The following is a 16198-nucleotide window of genomic DNA, read 5'->3' as shown; positions in this document are numbered from 1 at the left end:
CTGGGGGTGGGGCCCGGGTGGGGTCAGAAGGCGAAGACGGCGCCGGTGCGGGCGTTCAGCTCACAGGTGTTGCCGTACTGGCGGGTGAAGGAGACCGGCCTGCCGCGCCACACGCCTTCGGCGTGAACCTCGACGGGGTCGTAGAGAAGGACGCAGGCGGTGTCGGAGGCGCGCTCGACGCGCCCCTGGCTCGCGTCGAGGTCGGCGCAGGCGGCCTCGACGCGAGGGTGGTCGCCGCCGGCCGGGTCGCACCGGAGGGTGACGGAACGGGCTGCGGGAGCGGAGGGAACGGTGGCGTCGGGCGAAGGCGCCGTGGTCGCGGGGGCGGGGCCGGAGACGGTGAGTCGGAGGGCGGTGGCGAAGGCGGAGGCTGATGCTGGGGCTGGGGCTGGGGCTGGGGCAGTGGGGGCGTCGGTGGCGCCGGGCGGGACCGCTCCGACCACGGGCGCGGCGAGGAACGGGGCGGCCAGCAGCGCGGCCGGGAGGTGCGCGTTCATGCCCGGCCAACGACCCGGGGCATCGGAGGTCACCGCCGGAGAGTCCGACGGCCGGGGCGTGGACGGGGGCCCTGAACGGCGGCGATGGGGGCGGGCTCGGGCGATGCGCGGTGCCACGGAGGGCGAGAGGACTCGTCTCGCGCGGACGGAAGCCCGGCCGGTGCGCGGGGCTATCGGTGGCGGGCACCCGCGGCACACGGGGCGGGGCCGACGCGATGCGCGGGGCCGCCCATGGCGGGCACCCGCCGCGCACGGGGGGGGGGCGGGGCTCGGCCCGCGCGCGGGGCCGCTCATGGCGGGCACCCGCCGTGCACGGGGGGGGGGGCGGGCCTCGGCCCGCGCGCGGGGAACACCCGCCCCGCACGACGGCGGGGCTCGGCTCATGCGCAGGGTCACTGATGGTGACCACTCACCGCGCGTGGGGCCGAGGGTCGACCCGGTGCGCGGGACCACTGGTGGCCATCGCCACCACCCACCGCGCACCAGGCCGAGGGGCGGCCCCGGGCGCGGGGCCGATGAGGGCGGGCACCCGCCGCGCACAAGGGCGGGGAAAGGCCCGGGCGCCGAGGCCGCCGGTGACGAGGATTCGCCACGTACGGGGGCGGGGTCGGCCCGCGCGCGGAGGCCGCCGGTGGCCAGGACTCGCCACGTACAAAAGCAGGGATCGACCCGTGCACGGGGACCGCCGGCGGCGAGGACTCGCCACGTACAAAGGCGAGGACCGACCCGGGCACGGAGACCGCCGGCGGCGAGGACTCGCCACCACAGAGGCGGGCCATGACCGCGCGCGGGACCCCGGTGGCGATGGCTCGCCACGCGCAAAGACGGGGGCCGGCCCGTACACGGGCGCCGCCTTCGGCGAGGACCCGCCACGCACCAAGACGCGGCCCGGCCCCTGCACAGGGACCGCCGGCAGCCAGGACTCGCCACGTACAAGGGCGCGGACAGACCCATACGCGGAGTCCGCCGGTGGCCAGGACTCGTCACGTACGGGAGCCGGGACTGGCCGTACACGGGGTCGGCGCCAGGTACGGGAACGATCTCCACCCTCCCCCCGTTATACCCCCCATGGGTATGACGAGGAGGATTTCATGACCACGACCGGTGCCACCGCCCGCCGCCTGCCGGCGCTCACCCCCGACCAGGCCCAGGGCCGGGCCCGCGAGCTGCTCGCGGACATCGTCGAACGGCACGGCTCGGCGGGCGAGATGGTCTCCACGATGGCCAACTCGCCCGCCGTGATCGAGGGTTATCTGAGCCTGTCGCGCGCGATGAAACGGGTGAAGATCCCGCGCGCGCTGAGCGAGAAGCTGTCGCTGGCCGTCCAGGAGTGGATCGGCTGCGGCACCTGCCGCGAGGCGCACGCGGCCGCGGGGCGGGCGGCGGGGCTGAGCGGGTCGGACATCGCCCTGGCCCGGCAGGGGACGTCCATCGACCCGCGCGAGGCCGCCCTCATCGCCCTCGCCCTGAAGGTCCTCGCCGAACCGGGCGGCCTCGGTGACGCGGACGTCGCCGAGGTGCGGGCCCACGGGTGGAGCGACCGGGTCATCGCCGAGGTCGTCGGCGTCGTCAGCCTCAACCTGCTCACCGGTGCCTTCAACCTCCTCGCCGGCATCCAGCCCGCCGCCGAGGAGGGCGACGAGGACTCCTAGACCGGCGCGAGGCTCGGCGACTCGCTCTCCACCAGCACCTTCTCCATCAGGGTGAAGGACTTCGGCGGGCCGCCCGGCTGCGGCTTGCCGTCCTTGCGCCCGACCGCGCGGTAGCCGGCGCGCTCGTAGTAGGCGGTGAGCGCGGTGTTGGTGCTCAGGCAGTCGAGGCGCAGGCGCGTGCGGCCCGCCTCGGTGGCGCGGTGCTCGGCGGCGGCCAGCAGCAGCCGTCCGGTTCCGGGCGCCGCGCCCCGGTCGACCATGAGCCGGTGGACGTAGCCGGCGACGGGCGGCTGCGGACCCCAGGCCGCCTCGTCGTCCCACCACAGCTCCCAGGCGCCGACCACGCGGCCGGTACTCCCGGGGCCGCCGGCGCTCTCGGCGAGCTCGGCGATCCAGACCTCGCCGTGGTCCATGATCCGGCGGAAGTGGTCCTCGCCCAGCTCGCCGGGGCTCCACTGGCCGGTGATGCCCCGGGACAGCATCCAGCGCGCGGCGTCGTCGCGGAGACGTACGAGGGTGGCGAGGTCGGCCTCTCCGGCCGGCCGGTGGCGCGGTGCGGTCACGCGGTCGCTCCTCGCACGGCGTCCGCCGGGCCGCGCGGGCCGGCCGGGGCGGTGAAGGAGACGGCGGCGGCGGGGGCGGTGACCTCCGCGTCGGAGCCGAGGGCGTAGGCGGCGACCCGGGAGACGACCGCCGCGGGGACGGTGTCGGCGACACCGGGGACGGCCGGGCAGTCCTGGGTGGCGTGGGCGTCGTACGGGACGACGACGCGGTAGCCCCGGTCGAGTGCCGTGCGGGCGGTCGCCTGGACGCACATCTCCGACATCACCCCGCAGACGGCGACGGCCCGGGAGCCGTGCCCGGTCAGCAGCCCGCCGAGCCCGGTCTCCCGGAAGCCGTCGTCGTACGGCTTGCGGACGACGGCCTCGGCGGGGCCGGGGACGACCGGGTGGTGCAACTCCCATCCGGGGGTGTGGGGTTCGTCCTCCGCGCCGGGCGGCCCGTCGTTCTGGAGGTGGACGACGAGCGCGCCGGCGGCACGGGCGCGGGCGAGCAGCCCCGCGGTGCGGTCGACGAGCCGGGCCGCGTCGGGCACGGCGCCGTCGCCGGTGACGAAGGCGGACTGGACGTCGACGACGATGAGCGTGTCCACGGGCGGAAGGGTCTGAGCGGTCATCCGGCCATCATCACGCTTCCGCCCCCGCCCCTCCAGGGGGTTTCGATCACCGGGCGCGGAGCCCGCGGGTCCTCAGGCCTGCCGGTCGGCCCGTCCCAGCAGCAGCTGTCCGGTCACGCCGGTCACCAGCAGCCCGGCGAGCAGGGCGAGGAGGGAGACGGCCCCGCCCGAGGTCCAGTCGACGGCGGGGGCGCGGACGGCGAGCACGACCCCGCAGACGACGGCGACGAGCGGCACGGCGCGGACGGCGGGGCGGCTGCGGGCCAGGTCGTCCTCGGCGAGCGAGGTGAGGACGCCGACGCCGAGCGAGAGCGCCCACACCCCGAGGCCTTGGGCGTCGGCGCGGTTCACCGTCCACGGTACGAAGGCGCTCCAGAAGCCCGGGAGGAGGAGAAGTCCCGCGCCGATGCCGAGCCATCCGGATCCGAGGACGGCCAGCAGCGGTTTGGACCAGCCGGGGACGGGGGCGAGCGGGGTGCGGGAGGGCTCGCCGGGCGGCTTGCGGTACTGGGCGGCGAGGCAGCCGACGGCGGCGAGCGCGAGGACGGCCACCACCGGCACCCAGCCGAGGCTGAAGAGCACCAGGAAGAGCGGACCGCCCTCGGCGACGCGGAGGGAGCCCGCGTTGAGCAGGGTGACGGCGAGCAGGCCGACCATGACGACGACCAGCGGCAGGTAGAGGCTCCGCACCTCCTCCCAGGTCGCGGCCCGGCGCAGGGTGAACAGCGCGGGCGCGACGCCGGCCATGGCCGCGCCGATGAGGGCGGGGCTGAGCGGTTCCGGCGAGGCCCAGGCCCCGACGGAGTGTCCGGCGGCGCCCGCGACGGCGAGGAGGGAGCCGACACCGAGGCTGACGACGGCGACGACGGTGCTCAGGACGGCCACGGCGGCGGAGAGTTCACGTCCGGGCGGGGGCGCGGTGGCGGCCGCGGGGGCGACGGCAGGGGTGGCGGCGGGCGTACTCATCGGGTCTCCTCCCCGGCCGGGCCGATGACGGCGGCTTCCGGTACGGGGGTGGCCGCCGGCGGGGGCTCCGGGCTCGGTCGGCGGCGGAGGATCTCGTGGCCCGCGAGGACACGGAGGCTGACGACGGTGACGGCGGTGTAGGCGAGCATGCCGCAGCCGATGCCGGCGGCGGCGACGAGGGCGGTCGCCCGGTCCAGGTCCATGGCCCGCTCCAGGACGGGCACCATGACCGCCGAGAAGGCCGGGGCGAGGAGCAGCGCGGAGAGGTGGAGGCGCCATTCCTCGCGGGCCCAGCCGTTTCCGGCGCGGCGCGCTCCGGCGGCGCGGGCGGCGAGGACGGCGTACATGACGGCGTACGGAAGCGCGTAGGCGAGGAGCAGCCGGCGGCCCTCGGCGCCCTGGTCGAGGAAGGCGGGGACGAGCGCGGCCAGGCCGGCGGCGCCCGCGAGGTGGGCGAGGACCAGGACCGGCCCGGGCGCCCAGCTGCCGGTGAGGCCGGGGACGGAGGTGCGGCGGTCGAGGGCGCGGGTGGCGAGCAGCGCGCCGAAGGAGACCAGGGCGCCGAGGTGCATGATCGCGACCCGGTTGATCTCCTGGATCGTCAGCCCCGGGTAGAGCGTCGGGAGGAAGCCCCATTCGAGGCGGAGCAGCGGGGCGGTCATGAGGAAGCCGTAGCAGAGCAGCAGCCAGCGCTGGTGGAGGTCCGGGTGGCCGGTGAGAGCGGCGAGGATGCCGAAGGTGACGCTGCCGACCGTGCCGACGAGGATGACGGCGAGGACGATCCAGAAGGCGGCGCCGCTGAACGCCTGCTCCGGCGGCGTCCGGACGAGGTAGAGCGCCGCGCCGGCCATCGACACGTACACGGTCGCGGCGAAGACGATGCCGAGGGCCCGGTGGAGGCGGATGCGGCGGCGGACGGCGGTGAGCAGCTGCACGGGGCCGAGCAGCATCAGCAGGCCGCCGAGGACGGAGTGGACGATGAGCGGCACGAGGCTGCGCTCGTACGGTCCCATCCGGTCGCGGACGGCCTCGGCGACGAACTCGGGCGAGACCGCGCGGCCGAGGACCCACTCGCCGAGGGCGGGTGATCCGGGCCGGGCGTAGGGCCAGAGCTCGGTGAAGGCGATCGGTGCGTACGCGAGGCAGACCGCCGTCAGCGCGACGATGGCCACCCTTCCGCGTCTGGTACTGGTCGGACGCCTCATGGCGGACCCCCCTCTGCGATAGTCCACTCTGGACTATGGAGGAACGTAGGGCCGGTCGGAGCCGGGGTCAACCGGTCGGTAACAAAGAGCTGTTACCGGGGGTCAGTGCTGATCGGCACGTCGGTGTCGCCGTCCCCCGGTTCGCGGTCGCCGACCCAGCGCCAGAAGTCGACCATCATCCGCTCGTACCGGATGCCGAACTCCAGCGCCTCGCGCTGCCCCCGGGAGAGGAGCGGGCCGACCTCCGCGGCGAGCCCCTCGTACTCCTCCAGGGTGCGCCGGTGCTCCTCGGACTGGACGGGGGCGTGGACGCCGGGGCTCGCCCCGAACCAGAGCTTGAGGATGCCCCGCTCGCGCGCCTCGACCGGGACGAAGGAGGGGTCGGCGAGCCAGCCCCGCAGGGCCGCCGACCCCTCCTCGGTGAGCCGCATGAGGCGTCGGTTGCGGCCGCCCTCCTGGCGCGCCTCCGACAGCAGTCCGGCCTTCAGGAGCCGGTCGCACTGCGCGTAGACCTGCGCGTGCGGCACGGACCAGAAGGGCGCCACGGTCCGGGCCGCCTCGACCTTGACGTCGTACGGGCTGGCCTCGCCCAGCTTGTCGATGATGCCGAGGACGAGGAAGGAGGACGTGGTCAGCCGGACTTCAGACATGGGCCGACCGTATCGCGGGGCCTCAGACCGGGTGCTCGGCCCGCGCGCGAGGACCGGAGGACAGCGGCGCGGGCAGCGGGCACAGGACGGGCCCGGGGGCCAGGAGGTCGTCGAGGCCGGTGAGGCGGACCAGGCGGAGGATCCACGGCTGGTCGCAGACGAGCTGCCAGTGCACCCCGCGCGCGCGGGCGCTCCGGGCACAGCGGGCGAGCAGGCCGAGGCCGGTGGCGTCACAGAAGGCGAGCGGGCGGATGTCGACGGCGAGGGCGTCGGCCTCGCGGACGAGGGCGTCGAGTTCGGGTCGCAGGCGGCGGACCAGGACGAGATCCAGTTCGCCGCTGAGGACGGCGACGGTCAGGGCGCCGGCCGAGCGGACGACGAGGTGGGGGTCGTGACGGGGGATCAGCTGCATCGGACGCTCCACAGGGCGGGTCCAAGTGTCACGTCGAGCGTGGCCGCCCGCGGGACGGGAGGGACGTTTCGCCTCGGCCTCAGTCACCTGATTCGGTGAATGTGCGGCCAAAGGTTGGCCGGTCGGGTGTGCGAGGGTGACCTGGGGCGTGGCTTCCGGCGGAGGTCCAGGGGCCGGGGGGCGGGGCCCGGGGACGAGCGGGCGGCAGGCGCCGGGCGGCGCGGCCGGGGGCGACGGCGCCGATCTTGTCGGCCGGTCCGGCCGTACCAGCCGTACCGGCCCCCGGCGCGGGGACGCGTGCGCGAGGGCGTCGGCGCGGGGGCCGCACGAGGGGGCCCGCCCTCCGCGTCGGCGGGGGCCGCACGAAGGGGCCCGCCCCCCACATCCACGCGCCGAGAGCCGCACGTCGGGCCCCGCCCCCACATCCACGCGCCGGGAGCCGCACGTCGGGCCCCGCCCTCCGCGTCCGCGCGCGGGGGCGGGCGGGGCGGTCAGCTCGGGGTCGGCGCCCCGAACCAGCGCTCCAGGCGCTCCCGCAGCTCCGCCGGGTCGTCGCCGACCCAGACGACGTGCCCGTCCGGCCGCAGCAGCGCCGCCGGTACGTCCGGCCCGCCGTCCGCCCCGGTGACGCGTACCACCCGGTCCTCCCAGCCCTCCGCCGAGAGCGTCCCGGTCCGGTCGACCAGGAGGCCGCGCCCGCTCCGCGCCGCCTCGAAGAGCCGTCCCTCCTTCAGCGGCACGTCCTTCAGCCGACGCCCGACCAGCGGGTCCTCCCCGTCCTCGGCGTAGGCGTAGCGGAGGTCGACGGCGGTGAGCTTCCCGATGAGGTGCCGGTTGACCTCGTCGAACTCCATCAGCTCCGCCAGCAGCCGGCGCACCGCCCGCGCCCCCGGCTCCTCGGACATCAGCTCCATCTGGGCGCGGGTGTTGTCGAGCACGGCGGCGGCGACCGGGTGCCGCTCGGAGTGGTACGTGTCGAGCAGCCCCTGCGGGGCCCAGCCCAGCACCTCCGCGGCGAGCTTCCAGCCGAGGTTGAAGGCGTCCTGCACGCCGAGGTTGAGGCCCTGGCCACCGGTCGGCGGGTGGATGTGCGCGGCGTCGCCGGCGAGCAACACCCGGCCCTCGCGGTACCGCTCGGCCTGCCGGGTGCCGTCGCCGAAGCGGGACAGCCAGCGGGGCTCGTGCACCCCGAAGTCGGTTCCTCCGACCGCGATCAGACGTTCCCTCAGTTCGTCGAGCGTCGGCGCGGAGCGGTCGCCGGACAGTCCGGCGGCGGGCACGATCACGCGGAACAGCCCCTCGCCGAGCGGCATCACGCCGTACCGCATCTGCGTCTTGCGCACCTCGGCCACCACGGGCACGACCTCCTCCCACGGAACCCCGATCCGCACCTCGGCGATCAGCGTCTCGTGGCGGGCGGGCACTCCCGGGAAGCCGATCCCGGTCAGGGCGCGCACGGTGCTGCGGCCGCCGTCGCAGCCGACCAGCCAGCGGGCGCGCAACCGGGTGCCGTCGGCGAGCTCCGCCGTCACGCCCTCCGCGTCCTGGTCGAACCCCACGAGCTCCCGGCCGCGCCGGATCTTCACGCCCACCTCGCGGGCGTGCTCGTCGAGCAGCTCCTCGGTGACGTTCTGCGGGATGCCGAGGACGTAGGAGTGGGCCGTGTCGAGGTCTTCGGGCCAGCTGGTGCCGAGCCCGGCGAAGAAGCCTCCCACCCGGTACTGCTGCCCCCGGGCGAGGAAGCGGTCGAGGAGACCGCGCTGGTCCATGACCTCGATGCTGCGGACGTGCAGTCCGAGCGCGCGGCTGTGCCCGCTGGGCTCGGCCGCCTTCTCCAGGACGAGCGGCCGCAGGCCCCACAGGCGCAGCTCGGACGCGAGCACGAGCCCGGTCGGACCGCCGCCGACCACCAGGACATCGGCATCGAACATGAAGTTCCCCCCTCTGTCTGTGCTGTTCAGCCGCCGATTCTGCGTCACACGGGGGGCCTTGCCGCAAGGCCCCCCGTGCGCTATACGTTGAAGAGGGCGAGGAGCCGTCGGATCCGTCCTCAGCGCAGGTCGAGACGCGTCGTCCTCAGCGCAGGTCGAGACGCATCAGGATCCGGGGGTGGCCGGCGAGCACCGAGGTGGTGTCCGCGGCCTTCACGAAGCCGGCCCGCTCGAAGTTCTTCCGCAGCCCGGCGTACGCCATGGTCATGTCCACCCGGGCGTCGCCGTTGTCCAGCGGGTACGCCTCCACCGCCGGCGCCCCGTGCGCCCGGGCGAAGTCGACCGCCCCCGCGATCAGGGCGTGGCTGACGCCCCGCTTGCGGTGGCCGGGACGGACCCGGACGCACCAGAGCGACCAGACCGGCAGGTCGTCGACGTGCGGGATCTTCCGGTTCCGGGCGAAGGTGGTCTCCGCGCGGGGCGCCACGGCGGCCCAGCCGGCCGGCTCGCCGTCCTCGTAGGCGAGGACGCCCGGCGGAGGCTCCCCGGCGCACAGGCCGGCGACGTGCTCGCCCCTGGCCGGACCGCGCAGCTCGTTGTTGAGCTTGGACGGGATGCGGTAGCTCAGGCAGAAACACACGTTGGCCGTGGGCGACTTGGGGCCGATCACGGCACGGACGTCCTCGTAGACGGAGGCCGGACGCACTTCGATGGTCATGTCTCCACCCTGGCACGGGCGCCGCCGTCCGGCGGACCGCACCGTGCCGGGGACGGCGGCGGCCGGCTGCTCCGTCCGGGGGCCCGCCCCGGGCGTCAGGTTCGGATCTCCCGCGCCTCGAACCGGCCCTCGCCGAGCACGAGGACGAAGGTGATCTGCTGGCCCTCGGAGAGGGAGCGGACACCGCCCTCGATGTCCTCCGCCCGGAAGTGGACGGGTTCCTCGGAGCCGACGGGCAGCACGAAGCCGTATCCGGCGCGGCGGTTGAAGGACTGCACGAATCCGGTGGTGCGGTTGTCCACGGCGACCTCCTCGCTCCGGGCGCGCACGGCGCCCCCATCGGATCTGTACCCCGTGGGGGACGTCCCCGCCAGCCGGGGCGGGGACGGCGACGGTGCGGGGCCCGGATCAGAAGACGGAGAGGCCGGTGATGGTGGTGAAGCGGTCGAGGGCGGCGACCCCGGCGACCGAGTTGCCCCGCTCGTCGAGGCCGGGGCTCCACACGCACAGGGTGCAGCGGCCGGGCACGACGGCGATGATCCCGCCGCCGACACCGCTCTTGCCAGGCAGGCCCACCCGGTAGGCGAAGTCGCCGGCGGCGTCGTAGGTGCCGCAGGTGAGCATGACGGCGTTGATCTGCTTGGCCTGGCTGCGGGTGAGGAGCCGGCTGCCGTCGGCACGGACGCCGTGCCGGGCGAGGAAGCCGGTGGCGACGGCGAGGTCGGCGCAGGACGCCTCGACCGAGCACTGCCGGAAGTACTCGCGCAGCAGGGTGGGGACGGGCGTGGTGATGTTGCCGTACGAGGCCATGAAGTGGGCGAGGGCCGCGTTGCGGTCGCCGTGCTCGCCCTCGGAGGCGGCCACGTCCCGGTCGAAGTCGAGGTCGTCGTTGCCGCTCTCGGCGCGGAGGAAGTCCCGCAGGACGCCGGAGGCGTCGCCGGTGAGCCGGTGGAGCCGGTCGGTGACGACGAGGGCGCCGGCGTTGATGAAGGGGTTGCGGGGGATGCCCTGTTCGTACTCCAGCTGCACGAGCGAGTTGAAGGGGTTGCCGGAGGGCTCGCGGCCCACGTGCTCCCACAGCTCCTCGCCCTCCTTGGCGAGGGCGAGGGCGAGGCTGAAGACCTTGGTGACGGACTGGGTGGAGAAGGGCCGCTGCCACTCCCCCACCCCGTACACGCTGCCGTCCACCTCGGCCACGGCCATCCCGAAGCTGCGGGGGTCGCCGGCCGCGAGCGCCGGGATGTAGTCGGCCGGGCGGCCCCGGCCGGCCAGGCCCTCGATCTCCTCGGCGACCCGTTCGAGGACGGGCAGGAACGACTGCATCATGATCGCATTGTGCCGTTCCCGCCGGCGGCCGGAGCGGCGGCCCGGCGGCGGCTCACCCGGCCTGGTGCACCTCCAGGGCCACCCGTACCGCCGACTCCAGGGCGCCCTCGATCCAGGCCGGCTTGACCGAGGTGTGGCAGCCGGCGAAGTGGAGGCGGCCCTCGGTGCCCCGGACGTGCGGGAAGAGCTCCGTGTGCTGGCCGGGGAGGAGCACGGACGCCTCGCCGTAGGCGTACGGGTCCCGCATCCAGGACTGGGTGCGCCCGACGCCGGTGTAGAAGACCTCCACCCGCTGCCCGTACAGCTCCGCGAGCCCGGCCAGGGCGCGCGGGTAGCGCTCGGCGTCGTCGAAGGAGTCCCACTTGAGGGCGTCGTCGGCCCAGCTGTAGGAGGCGAGGAGGACGCCGCCCTCGCTCCCCTCCACCGGGTGCGAGGGCTGGTAGGCGAAGCGGTTGGGGTTGTCGGTGGCGGAGCCGCCGCCGATCACGCCGGCCGCCTCGGGCTGGTCGCGGGCCACCGGCCGGCAGGCGGCGTAGTGGGCGCGCTGCGCGGGCGTGAGGTGGCCGCGCGGCACCGAGGAGTGGGAGCCGATCAGGGAGCCGTCGGTGGGGGTGCGGCCGAGGCGGTAGTCGGCGTACAGGCCGGGGCGGACGGAGTCCAGCTCGCGCCGCCAGTCGTCCTCGTCGAACTCCCACCAGCGGCGGCTGAATTCGAGGAGGACCTTGGTGGCGGCGTCGTAGTGCAGCTCGGTGACGGCGCGGCGCTTGTGGTACGAGAACGGCGGGCTGACCGGGATGTGGCGCAGTCCGGAGAACGGGACGGTGACGACGGCGACGTCGGCGGTGAAGCTCTCGCGGACGACGGGGGCGCCGCCGCGGCCCTCCGAGACGGTCTCCACGGTGACCGTGCCACGCTCCTCGTCCTGGACGATCCGGGTGGCCCTGCGGTCGAGGCGCACGAGGTCGCGGACCCGCTCGTACAGGGCGTCGACCAGGGTGCCGCTGCCGCCGGGGAGTTCGTGGAAGCGGGTGTCGGGGCTGATCAGGGCGGCGTTGACGAAGGAGTGGAGGAAGGTGAGGTGGAGCCGGGAGGTGAGGTTCTCGACGGTGCCGATCAGGTCGACGGTCCGCTCGTCGAGCTTCGCCTCGTCGGTGAGGAAGCGGTACATCGACATGTGGCCGTAGCGCTGGATCACCCGCGCCCAGCCCTCGACGAGCGCGGTCCCCTCCTTGCCGTCGATCTCGGCGCGGACCGGGGCGAGCGCGGCACGGACGAGCTGCGCGGCGGGCACGGTCTCGTACGCGGCGGGCACACCGAACGAGCGGTTGACCGCGCGCGGGTCGCGGGCGTAGTCGGCGCGGCGGACCCGGACGCCGTTGACGAGGAGCCAGGTGCGGGAGGCGGGGCGGCCCTCGGCGTCGACGTCGACGAGGTGGAAGGGGCGGAGGGTGAGGCCGAGGTCGGCGACGAGCCCGGTGACCAGGGGGTGGCTGCCCGGGATCCGCATGGCGCCGGCCTCGGCGTACTGGAGGGGGTCCGCGAAGGGCTGCGCGGCGTTCTCGTGGCCGCCGGTGCGGAAGGTCTTGATCCGGCCGCCGACCCGGTTGGCGTTGGCCTCCACGACGGTGACCCGGTGGCCGGCGGCGCGCAGCAGGTGGGCGGCGGTGAGTCCGGCGGGGCCCGCGCCGACGACGAGGACCCTCCTGCGCCGGCGGCCCGAGCGCGGCAGACCGCCGTTCACCAGGATGTCGAGGTAGCGCGGGACGAGGGGTTCGTCGTCCTCGTCCCGGACGAGGACGGCCCGGGCGACGGTGAGGCAGGTCTGCCAGTCGGCGGAGGGGGCGGAGGCGGGGGCCCGTCCGGGCGCGGCGGCGGGTGCCGGGGAGGAAGCGGCGGCGGCCGCGGGGACGGCGGACGCGGCGGCGAGGGCGGCCGTCCCGGCGAGCACGGCGCGGCGGGCCGGAGCGGTCCCGTGCGGGTCGTTCCGGGGGTTCTGGGGGGCGCGGAAGGTCTGGGGGTCACGGGGGGTCTGGGGGTTCACGGGCGTCACTCTCGCGGCTCGCGGGCCGGTCGTGATCACCGATCCGAGGAAGATCATCCGTAAACCACCCGGGTCCCGGAGTGTCATGATCATCGGGTTGACGCGCAGGTCCCGGTCCAGCAGCAGGGAGACGCACGCCGTGCCCGACACCCCCTCCGCCCCCCGCTCCCCCGCCGTCCCCTTCCGGCTCCGCCCGGGGGCGGACGACTCCCCTGTCCTCCTCCATGTCCCGCACTCCGCGCGGGAGATGCCGGCCGAGGTGAGGTCCGGGATCGTGCTGGACGACGCGGCTCTCGGCCGCGAACTCGACCACATCACCGACGCCCACACCGAGGAGATCGCCGCCCGTGCCGCCGCGTCGGCGGGGCTCGCGCCCTGGCGGTTCGTGAACGGCCTCTCCCGGCTCGTCGTGGATCCCGAGCGGTTCCCGGACGAGCGGGAGGAGATGCTCGCGAGCGGGATGGGCGCGGTGTACACGCGGACCACCCACGGCGAGGAGCTGCGGCCGGCCGGGTTCGACGGACGGCCGCTGATCGAGCGGTACTTCGAGCCGTACGCGCGGGCGATGACCGAGGCGGTCGACGGCCGGCTCGCCGCGACCGGGCGTGCGGTGGTCGTCGACGTCCACTCGTACCCGACCCTGGCCCTGCCGTACGAGCTGCGCGGCGCCGGACCGAGGCCGCCCGTCTGCCTGGGCACCGACCCCTTCCACACGCCCGCGTGGCTCCTGGAGGCGGCCCGGGAGGCGTTCGCGGGGTTCGGCGGGACGGGGGTCGACAGCCCCTTCGCGGGGACGTACGTGCCGCTGCGGCACCACGGGCGGGAGCCGCAGGTGACCGCCCTGATGGTGGAGATCCGCCGGGACCTGTACATGGCGGAGCCGGGCGGCCCGGCACATCCCGGGCTCGGCACCCTCGCGGACGCCCTGGCCGAGCTGGTCGACCGGGTGTCCGCGAGGGAACCGTGAGCCCGGCGGGGGCTCGGACGGCGGCCTCGCACGCGCGCGCGTGGCCGCCGCCGTCCCCGGCGGAGCCGTGCTCCGGCCCGCCGGGGAAGTGTCGGGCTCAGCCCGCGACGCGGGCCATCCACTCCTCCACCTCGGCGGAGGTGCGGGGCAGACCGTCCGACAGGTTCTCGTGGCCCGCCTCGGTGACCAGCAGGTCGTCCTCGATGCGGACGCCGATCCCGCGCCACTCGGCGGGCACCGTGAGGTCGTCGGGCTGGAAGTAGAGACCCGGTTCGACGGTGAGGACCATGCCCGGCACGAGGACGCCGTCGACGTACTCCTCGGTGCGGGCCGTGGCGCAGTCGTGCACGTCGAGACCGAGCATGTGGCCGGTTCCCGCCATGGTGAAGCGCCGCTGGAGGCCGAGCTCGTACGCGCGGTCCACCGGGCCCTCGATGAAGCCCCACTCCACGAGGCGGGCGGCCAGGTGTCGCTGGGCGGCCTCGTGGAAGGCGCGGTAGGGGGCGCCGGGCTTCACCGCGTCGAAGCCGGCCTGCTGGGCCTCGTACACGGCGTCGTACACCTGCCGCTGGACGGGGGTGAAGGTGCCGCTGATGGGGAGCGTGCGGGTGACGTCGGCGGTGTAGAGGGAGTTCGTCTCGACACCCGCGTCGAAGAGCAGCAGCTCGCCAGGGCGGACCGGGCCGTCGTTGGACGTCCAGTGCATGATCGTGGCGTGCTCGCCGGCGGCGCAGATGGAGCCGTAGCCGACCGAGTTGCCCTCCAGGCGGGCCCGGCGGAAGAAGGTGCCCTCGATCCAGCGCTCGGAGGTGGCGACCGCCGTGGACAGGTCGCCGATGGCGTCGGTGAAGCCGCGGACCGTGGAGTCGACGGCCTTGCGGAGCTCGCCGATCTCCCAGGCGTCCTTGACCAGGCGCAGCTCGCTGAGGACGTCCTCCAGGTCCGTGTCCCGCTCCTCGTCGGTGCTGACGGCCGCCTCCAGGGCGGGGTCGACGCCGCGGACGATCCGGGTGGGCACGGCGGCACCGGCGGCGAGCTCGGCGGCGGCCCCGCGGACGTCCCGGCAGGGCAGTCCGAGGACGGTCTCGGCCTCGGCGAGGGAGAGGCGGCGCCCCATCCAGAGCTCGGCGGTGTAGCCGATCCAGAAGGTGTCGTCGTCCCGGCCGTCGCGCGGCAGCTGGTAGCAGTGGGCGTCGTGGCCGCCGTCCTCGCGGGGTTCCAGCACGAGCGCGCAGTCGCGGGACCGGTCGCCGGTCATGTGGACGTAGCCGGAGTACGGGCGGAAGGGGTACGTGTCGTCGTTGGAGCGGACCTTGAGGTTGCCGGAGGGGATCACGAGGCGCTCGCCGGGGAACCGCGCGGAGAGCGCGGCACGGCGGGCGGCGGCGTACGGCGCCTGCTCGGAGAGCTGGAGGTCGTGCCGCTCGGTGTCGGCCCAGCCGGTCCGCATCAGCGCGGACAGCTCCTCGGAGATGCCGGTGTACAGGCCGTTCTTGCGACCCTTCGCCACGTCGGGCTCCTTCGTGCGTGGGGGTGTGTCAGGGAGGCCGCCGGTGCGTCGGCGGCTGTCACGGACCGTAGACCGCCGGGCACGGCCGTGGGGCCCGTCCGTGCCAGTGGCACCGATCGGACACCGGGCGGCGCCGGTCACGGCCAGAATGGGGGTCATGAGGAAGGCGAGACTGGGCGAGGCCCTGCGGCTCCTGGGCCTCGGCGAGCCGGCGGCGCGGGTGTACCACGCGCTCCTGGAGCGGGCTCCGGCGCCGCTGGAGGCGATCGGCGCGGCGGCCGGTCTGACCGGTCCCGAGCTGGCGGAGGCGTACGGGGAGCTGGTCGACACGGGGCTCGCGAGCCCGGTGGTGGAGCGCGGCGGGACGGTGGCGCCGGTGCCGCCGGCGGCGGGCCTGGAGATCCTGGGCCGGCACCGGGCCGCCGAGCTGGACGAGTCGCGGATCACGGTGGGCGGCGCCTTCGAGGCGTTCCGGCGGCAGCGGCTCGCCGGGTACGACGACCATCCGGTCGAGGTGGTGACCGGGGAGGCGATCGCGCCCCGGCTGCGCCAGGCCTGGGCGAGCGCGCGGCAGCGGATCAGGCAGATGGACTCGCCGCCGTACCTGGTGATCCCCGGCTCGACGGAGGACGCCCTCGCGACGCTCGCCCGGGGCGTCACCCAGCGGGTGATCTACTCGCGGGCCTCGCTGGAGCTGCCGGGGCACCTGGAGGAGTCGATCGAGCCGGTGATCGCGGCGGGCGAGCAGGCCCGGGTGCTGCCCTCGGTGCCGGTGAAGCTCCTGCTGATCGACGACGCCTACGCGCTGGTCTCGCTGTCGATCAGGGAGGCCGACGTGCACCACACGATGCTGGTGGTGCAGCCCTGCGGACTGCTCTCGGCGCTGGTGGCGCTCTTCGAGCAGTCCTGGCGGGACGCACTGCCGCTGCACGGCCGCACCGCGCTCCCGGGCGGGCTGCCGCCGGCCGACCGGCGGCTGCTGTGGCTGCTCGCCGGGGGCGCGGCGGACGAGGTGATCGCCCGGGAGATCGGGGTCAGCCGCCGCACCCTCTTCCGCCGGATCCAGGTGCTGATGGCCCGGCTGGGTGCGACCAACCGTTTCCAGCTGGCGCTCCAGGCCCAGCGGCACGGCTGGCTCTGATCCCC

Annotated in this window: 16 protein-coding genes; 3 read left to right on the top strand and 13 right to left on the bottom strand. The window is 75.2% G+C overall.

All coding sequences use genetic code 11. From position 1 onward, the window contains the following. Positions 1–23 precede the first annotated feature (23 nt). Positions 24–497 carry an SSI family serine proteinase inhibitor gene (locus tag ACF1BN_RS22350; protein ID WP_392333347.1) on the bottom strand — a complete coding sequence of 158 codons (474 nt, stop codon included), beginning with the start codon at positions 495–497 and terminating at the stop codon, positions 24–26. Between the two features lie 1091 nt (positions 498–1588). Between ACF1BN_RS22350 and ACF1BN_RS22345 the strand changes: the two genes are divergently transcribed. Next, complete coding sequence (locus ACF1BN_RS22345; protein ID WP_392333346.1) at positions 1589–2149, top strand: carboxymuconolactone decarboxylase family protein; 561 nt, start codon at positions 1589–1591, stop codon at positions 2147–2149. Here ACF1BN_RS22345 and ACF1BN_RS22340 read toward each other — a convergent pair. The 11 genes from ACF1BN_RS22340 to ACF1BN_RS22290 form a co-directional block, all read right to left on the bottom strand. Further along, the gene (locus tag ACF1BN_RS22340; RefSeq protein ID WP_392333345.1) at positions 2146–2712 is read right to left on the bottom strand and encodes a GNAT family N-acetyltransferase; all 567 of its coding nucleotides are present in this window, start codon (positions 2710–2712) and stop codon (positions 2146–2148) included. The two genes, ACF1BN_RS22345 and ACF1BN_RS22340, sit on opposite strands and share 4 nt — an antisense overlap. Then, complete coding sequence (locus tag ACF1BN_RS22335) at positions 2709–3326, bottom strand: isochorismatase family protein (RefSeq protein ID WP_392333344.1); 618 nt, start codon at positions 3324–3326, stop codon at positions 2709–2711. The genes ACF1BN_RS22340 and ACF1BN_RS22335 overlap by 4 nt, the downstream gene beginning before the upstream one ends. Before the next feature lie 72 nt (positions 3327–3398). Continuing rightward, entirely contained in the window at positions 3399–4292 is an 894-nt protein-coding gene (locus ACF1BN_RS22330) for a hypothetical protein (RefSeq protein WP_392333343.1), read from the bottom strand. Then, positions 4289–5464, bottom strand: coding sequence for a DUF2306 domain-containing protein (locus ACF1BN_RS22325; protein ID WP_392333342.1), 1176 nt, complete (start codon positions 5462–5464; stop codon positions 4289–4291). Before ACF1BN_RS22325 ends, ACF1BN_RS22330 begins: the two co-directional genes overlap by 4 nt. A gap of 125 nt (positions 5465–5589) precedes the next feature. After that, positions 5590–6147: a PadR family transcriptional regulator gene (locus tag ACF1BN_RS22320; RefSeq protein ID WP_392333341.1), complete on the bottom strand. Its 558-nt coding sequence runs from the start codon at positions 6145–6147 to the stop codon at positions 5590–5592. Between the two features lie 22 nt (positions 6148–6169). Beyond that, positions 6170–6559 (bottom strand): STAS domain-containing protein, encoded by a 390-nt coding sequence (locus tag ACF1BN_RS22315; RefSeq protein ID WP_392333340.1) that lies wholly within the window; start codon positions 6557–6559, stop codon positions 6170–6172. A gap of 491 nt (positions 6560–7050) precedes the next feature. Then, positions 7051–8490 carry a rifampin monooxygenase gene (gene rox, locus ACF1BN_RS22310; protein ID WP_392333339.1) on the bottom strand — a complete coding sequence of 480 codons (1440 nt, stop codon included), beginning with the start codon at positions 8488–8490 and terminating at the stop codon, positions 7051–7053. Positions 8491–8635: 145 nt separating this feature from the next. After that, entirely contained in the window at positions 8636–9208 is a 573-nt protein-coding gene (locus ACF1BN_RS22305; protein WP_392333338.1) for a GNAT family N-acetyltransferase, read from the bottom strand. 95 nt (positions 9209–9303) lie between these two features. Beyond that, positions 9304–9510 carry a cold shock domain-containing protein gene (locus ACF1BN_RS22300; protein WP_392333337.1) on the bottom strand — a complete coding sequence of 69 codons (207 nt, stop codon included), beginning with the start codon at positions 9508–9510 and terminating at the stop codon, positions 9304–9306. A 106-nt stretch (positions 9511–9616) separates the two neighbouring features. Further along, positions 9617–10534: a glutaminase gene (locus tag ACF1BN_RS22295; RefSeq protein WP_392333336.1), complete on the bottom strand. Its 918-nt coding sequence runs from the start codon at positions 10532–10534 to the stop codon at positions 9617–9619. A 52-nt stretch (positions 10535–10586) separates the two neighbouring features. After that, complete coding sequence (locus tag ACF1BN_RS22290) at positions 10587–12482, bottom strand: flavin monoamine oxidase family protein (protein WP_392333467.1); 1896 nt, start codon at positions 12480–12482, stop codon at positions 10587–10589. Between the two features lie 232 nt (positions 12483–12714). On the opposite strand from ACF1BN_RS22290, the gene ACF1BN_RS22285 reads away from it, so the two are divergent. Beyond that, entirely contained in the window at positions 12715–13542 is an 828-nt protein-coding gene (locus ACF1BN_RS22285) for an N-formylglutamate amidohydrolase (protein ID WP_392333335.1), read from the top strand. 97 nt (positions 13543–13639) lie between these two features. On the opposite strand, the gene ACF1BN_RS22280 is transcribed toward ACF1BN_RS22285, so the two are convergent. Further along, positions 13640–15052: an aminopeptidase P family protein gene (locus tag ACF1BN_RS22280; RefSeq protein WP_392333334.1), complete on the bottom strand. Its 1413-nt coding sequence runs from the start codon at positions 15050–15052 to the stop codon at positions 13640–13642. Positions 15053–15209: 157 nt separating this feature from the next. Here ACF1BN_RS22280 and ACF1BN_RS22275 point away from each other — a divergent pair, with 157 nt between their 5' ends. Continuing rightward, positions 15210–16193, top strand: a complete 984-nt coding sequence (locus tag ACF1BN_RS22275) for a LuxR family transcriptional regulator (protein WP_392333333.1) — start codon at positions 15210–15212, stop codon at positions 16191–16193. The last annotated feature ends 5 nt before the right edge of the window (positions 16194–16198 follow it).

It is taken from the genome of Streptomyces sp. NPDC014861 (assembly GCF_043081625.1).
In the GTDB taxonomy this organism is placed as follows: Bacteria; Actinomycetota; Actinomycetes; order Streptomycetales; family Streptomycetaceae; genus Streptomyces.
Note: the sequence above shows the minus strand (reverse complement) of the source record. Positions and strands in the feature narration are given on the sequence as shown.

Bases quoted from the DNA above. Each gene is read 5' to 3' on its own strand.
- ACF1BN_RS22350 (WP_392333347.1), bottom strand. From the start codon at position 497: ATGAACGCGCACCTCCCGGCCGCGCTGCTGGCCGCCCCGTTCCTCGCC.
- ACF1BN_RS22345 (WP_392333346.1), top strand. From the start codon at position 1,589: ATGACCACGACCGGTGCCACCGCCCGCCGCCTGCCGGCGCTCACCCCC.
- ACF1BN_RS22335 (WP_392333344.1), bottom strand. From the start codon at position 3,326: ATGACCGCTCAGACCCTTCCGCCCGTGGACACGCTCATCGTCGTCGAC.
- ACF1BN_RS22330 (WP_392333343.1), bottom strand. From the start codon at position 4,292: ATGAGTACGCCCGCCGCCACCCCTGCCGTCGCCCCCGCGGCCGCCACC.
- ACF1BN_RS22320 (WP_392333341.1), bottom strand. From the start codon at position 6,147: ATGTCTGAAGTCCGGCTGACCACGTCCTCCTTCCTCGTCCTCGGCATC.
- ACF1BN_RS22315 (WP_392333340.1), bottom strand. From the start codon at position 6,559: ATGCAGCTGATCCCCCGTCACGACCCCCACCTCGTCGTCCGCTCGGCC.
- rox (WP_392333339.1), bottom strand. From the start codon at position 8,490: ATGTTCGATGCCGATGTCCTGGTGGTCGGCGGCGGTCCGACCGGGCTC.
- ACF1BN_RS22305 (WP_392333338.1), bottom strand. From the start codon at position 9,208: ATGACCATCGAAGTGCGTCCGGCCTCCGTCTACGAGGACGTCCGTGCC.
- ACF1BN_RS22295 (WP_392333336.1), bottom strand. From the start codon at position 10,534: ATGATGCAGTCGTTCCTGCCCGTCCTCGAACGGGTCGCCGAGGAGATC.
- ACF1BN_RS22275 (WP_392333333.1), top strand. From the start codon at position 15,210: ATGAGGAAGGCGAGACTGGGCGAGGCCCTGCGGCTCCTGGGCCTCGGC.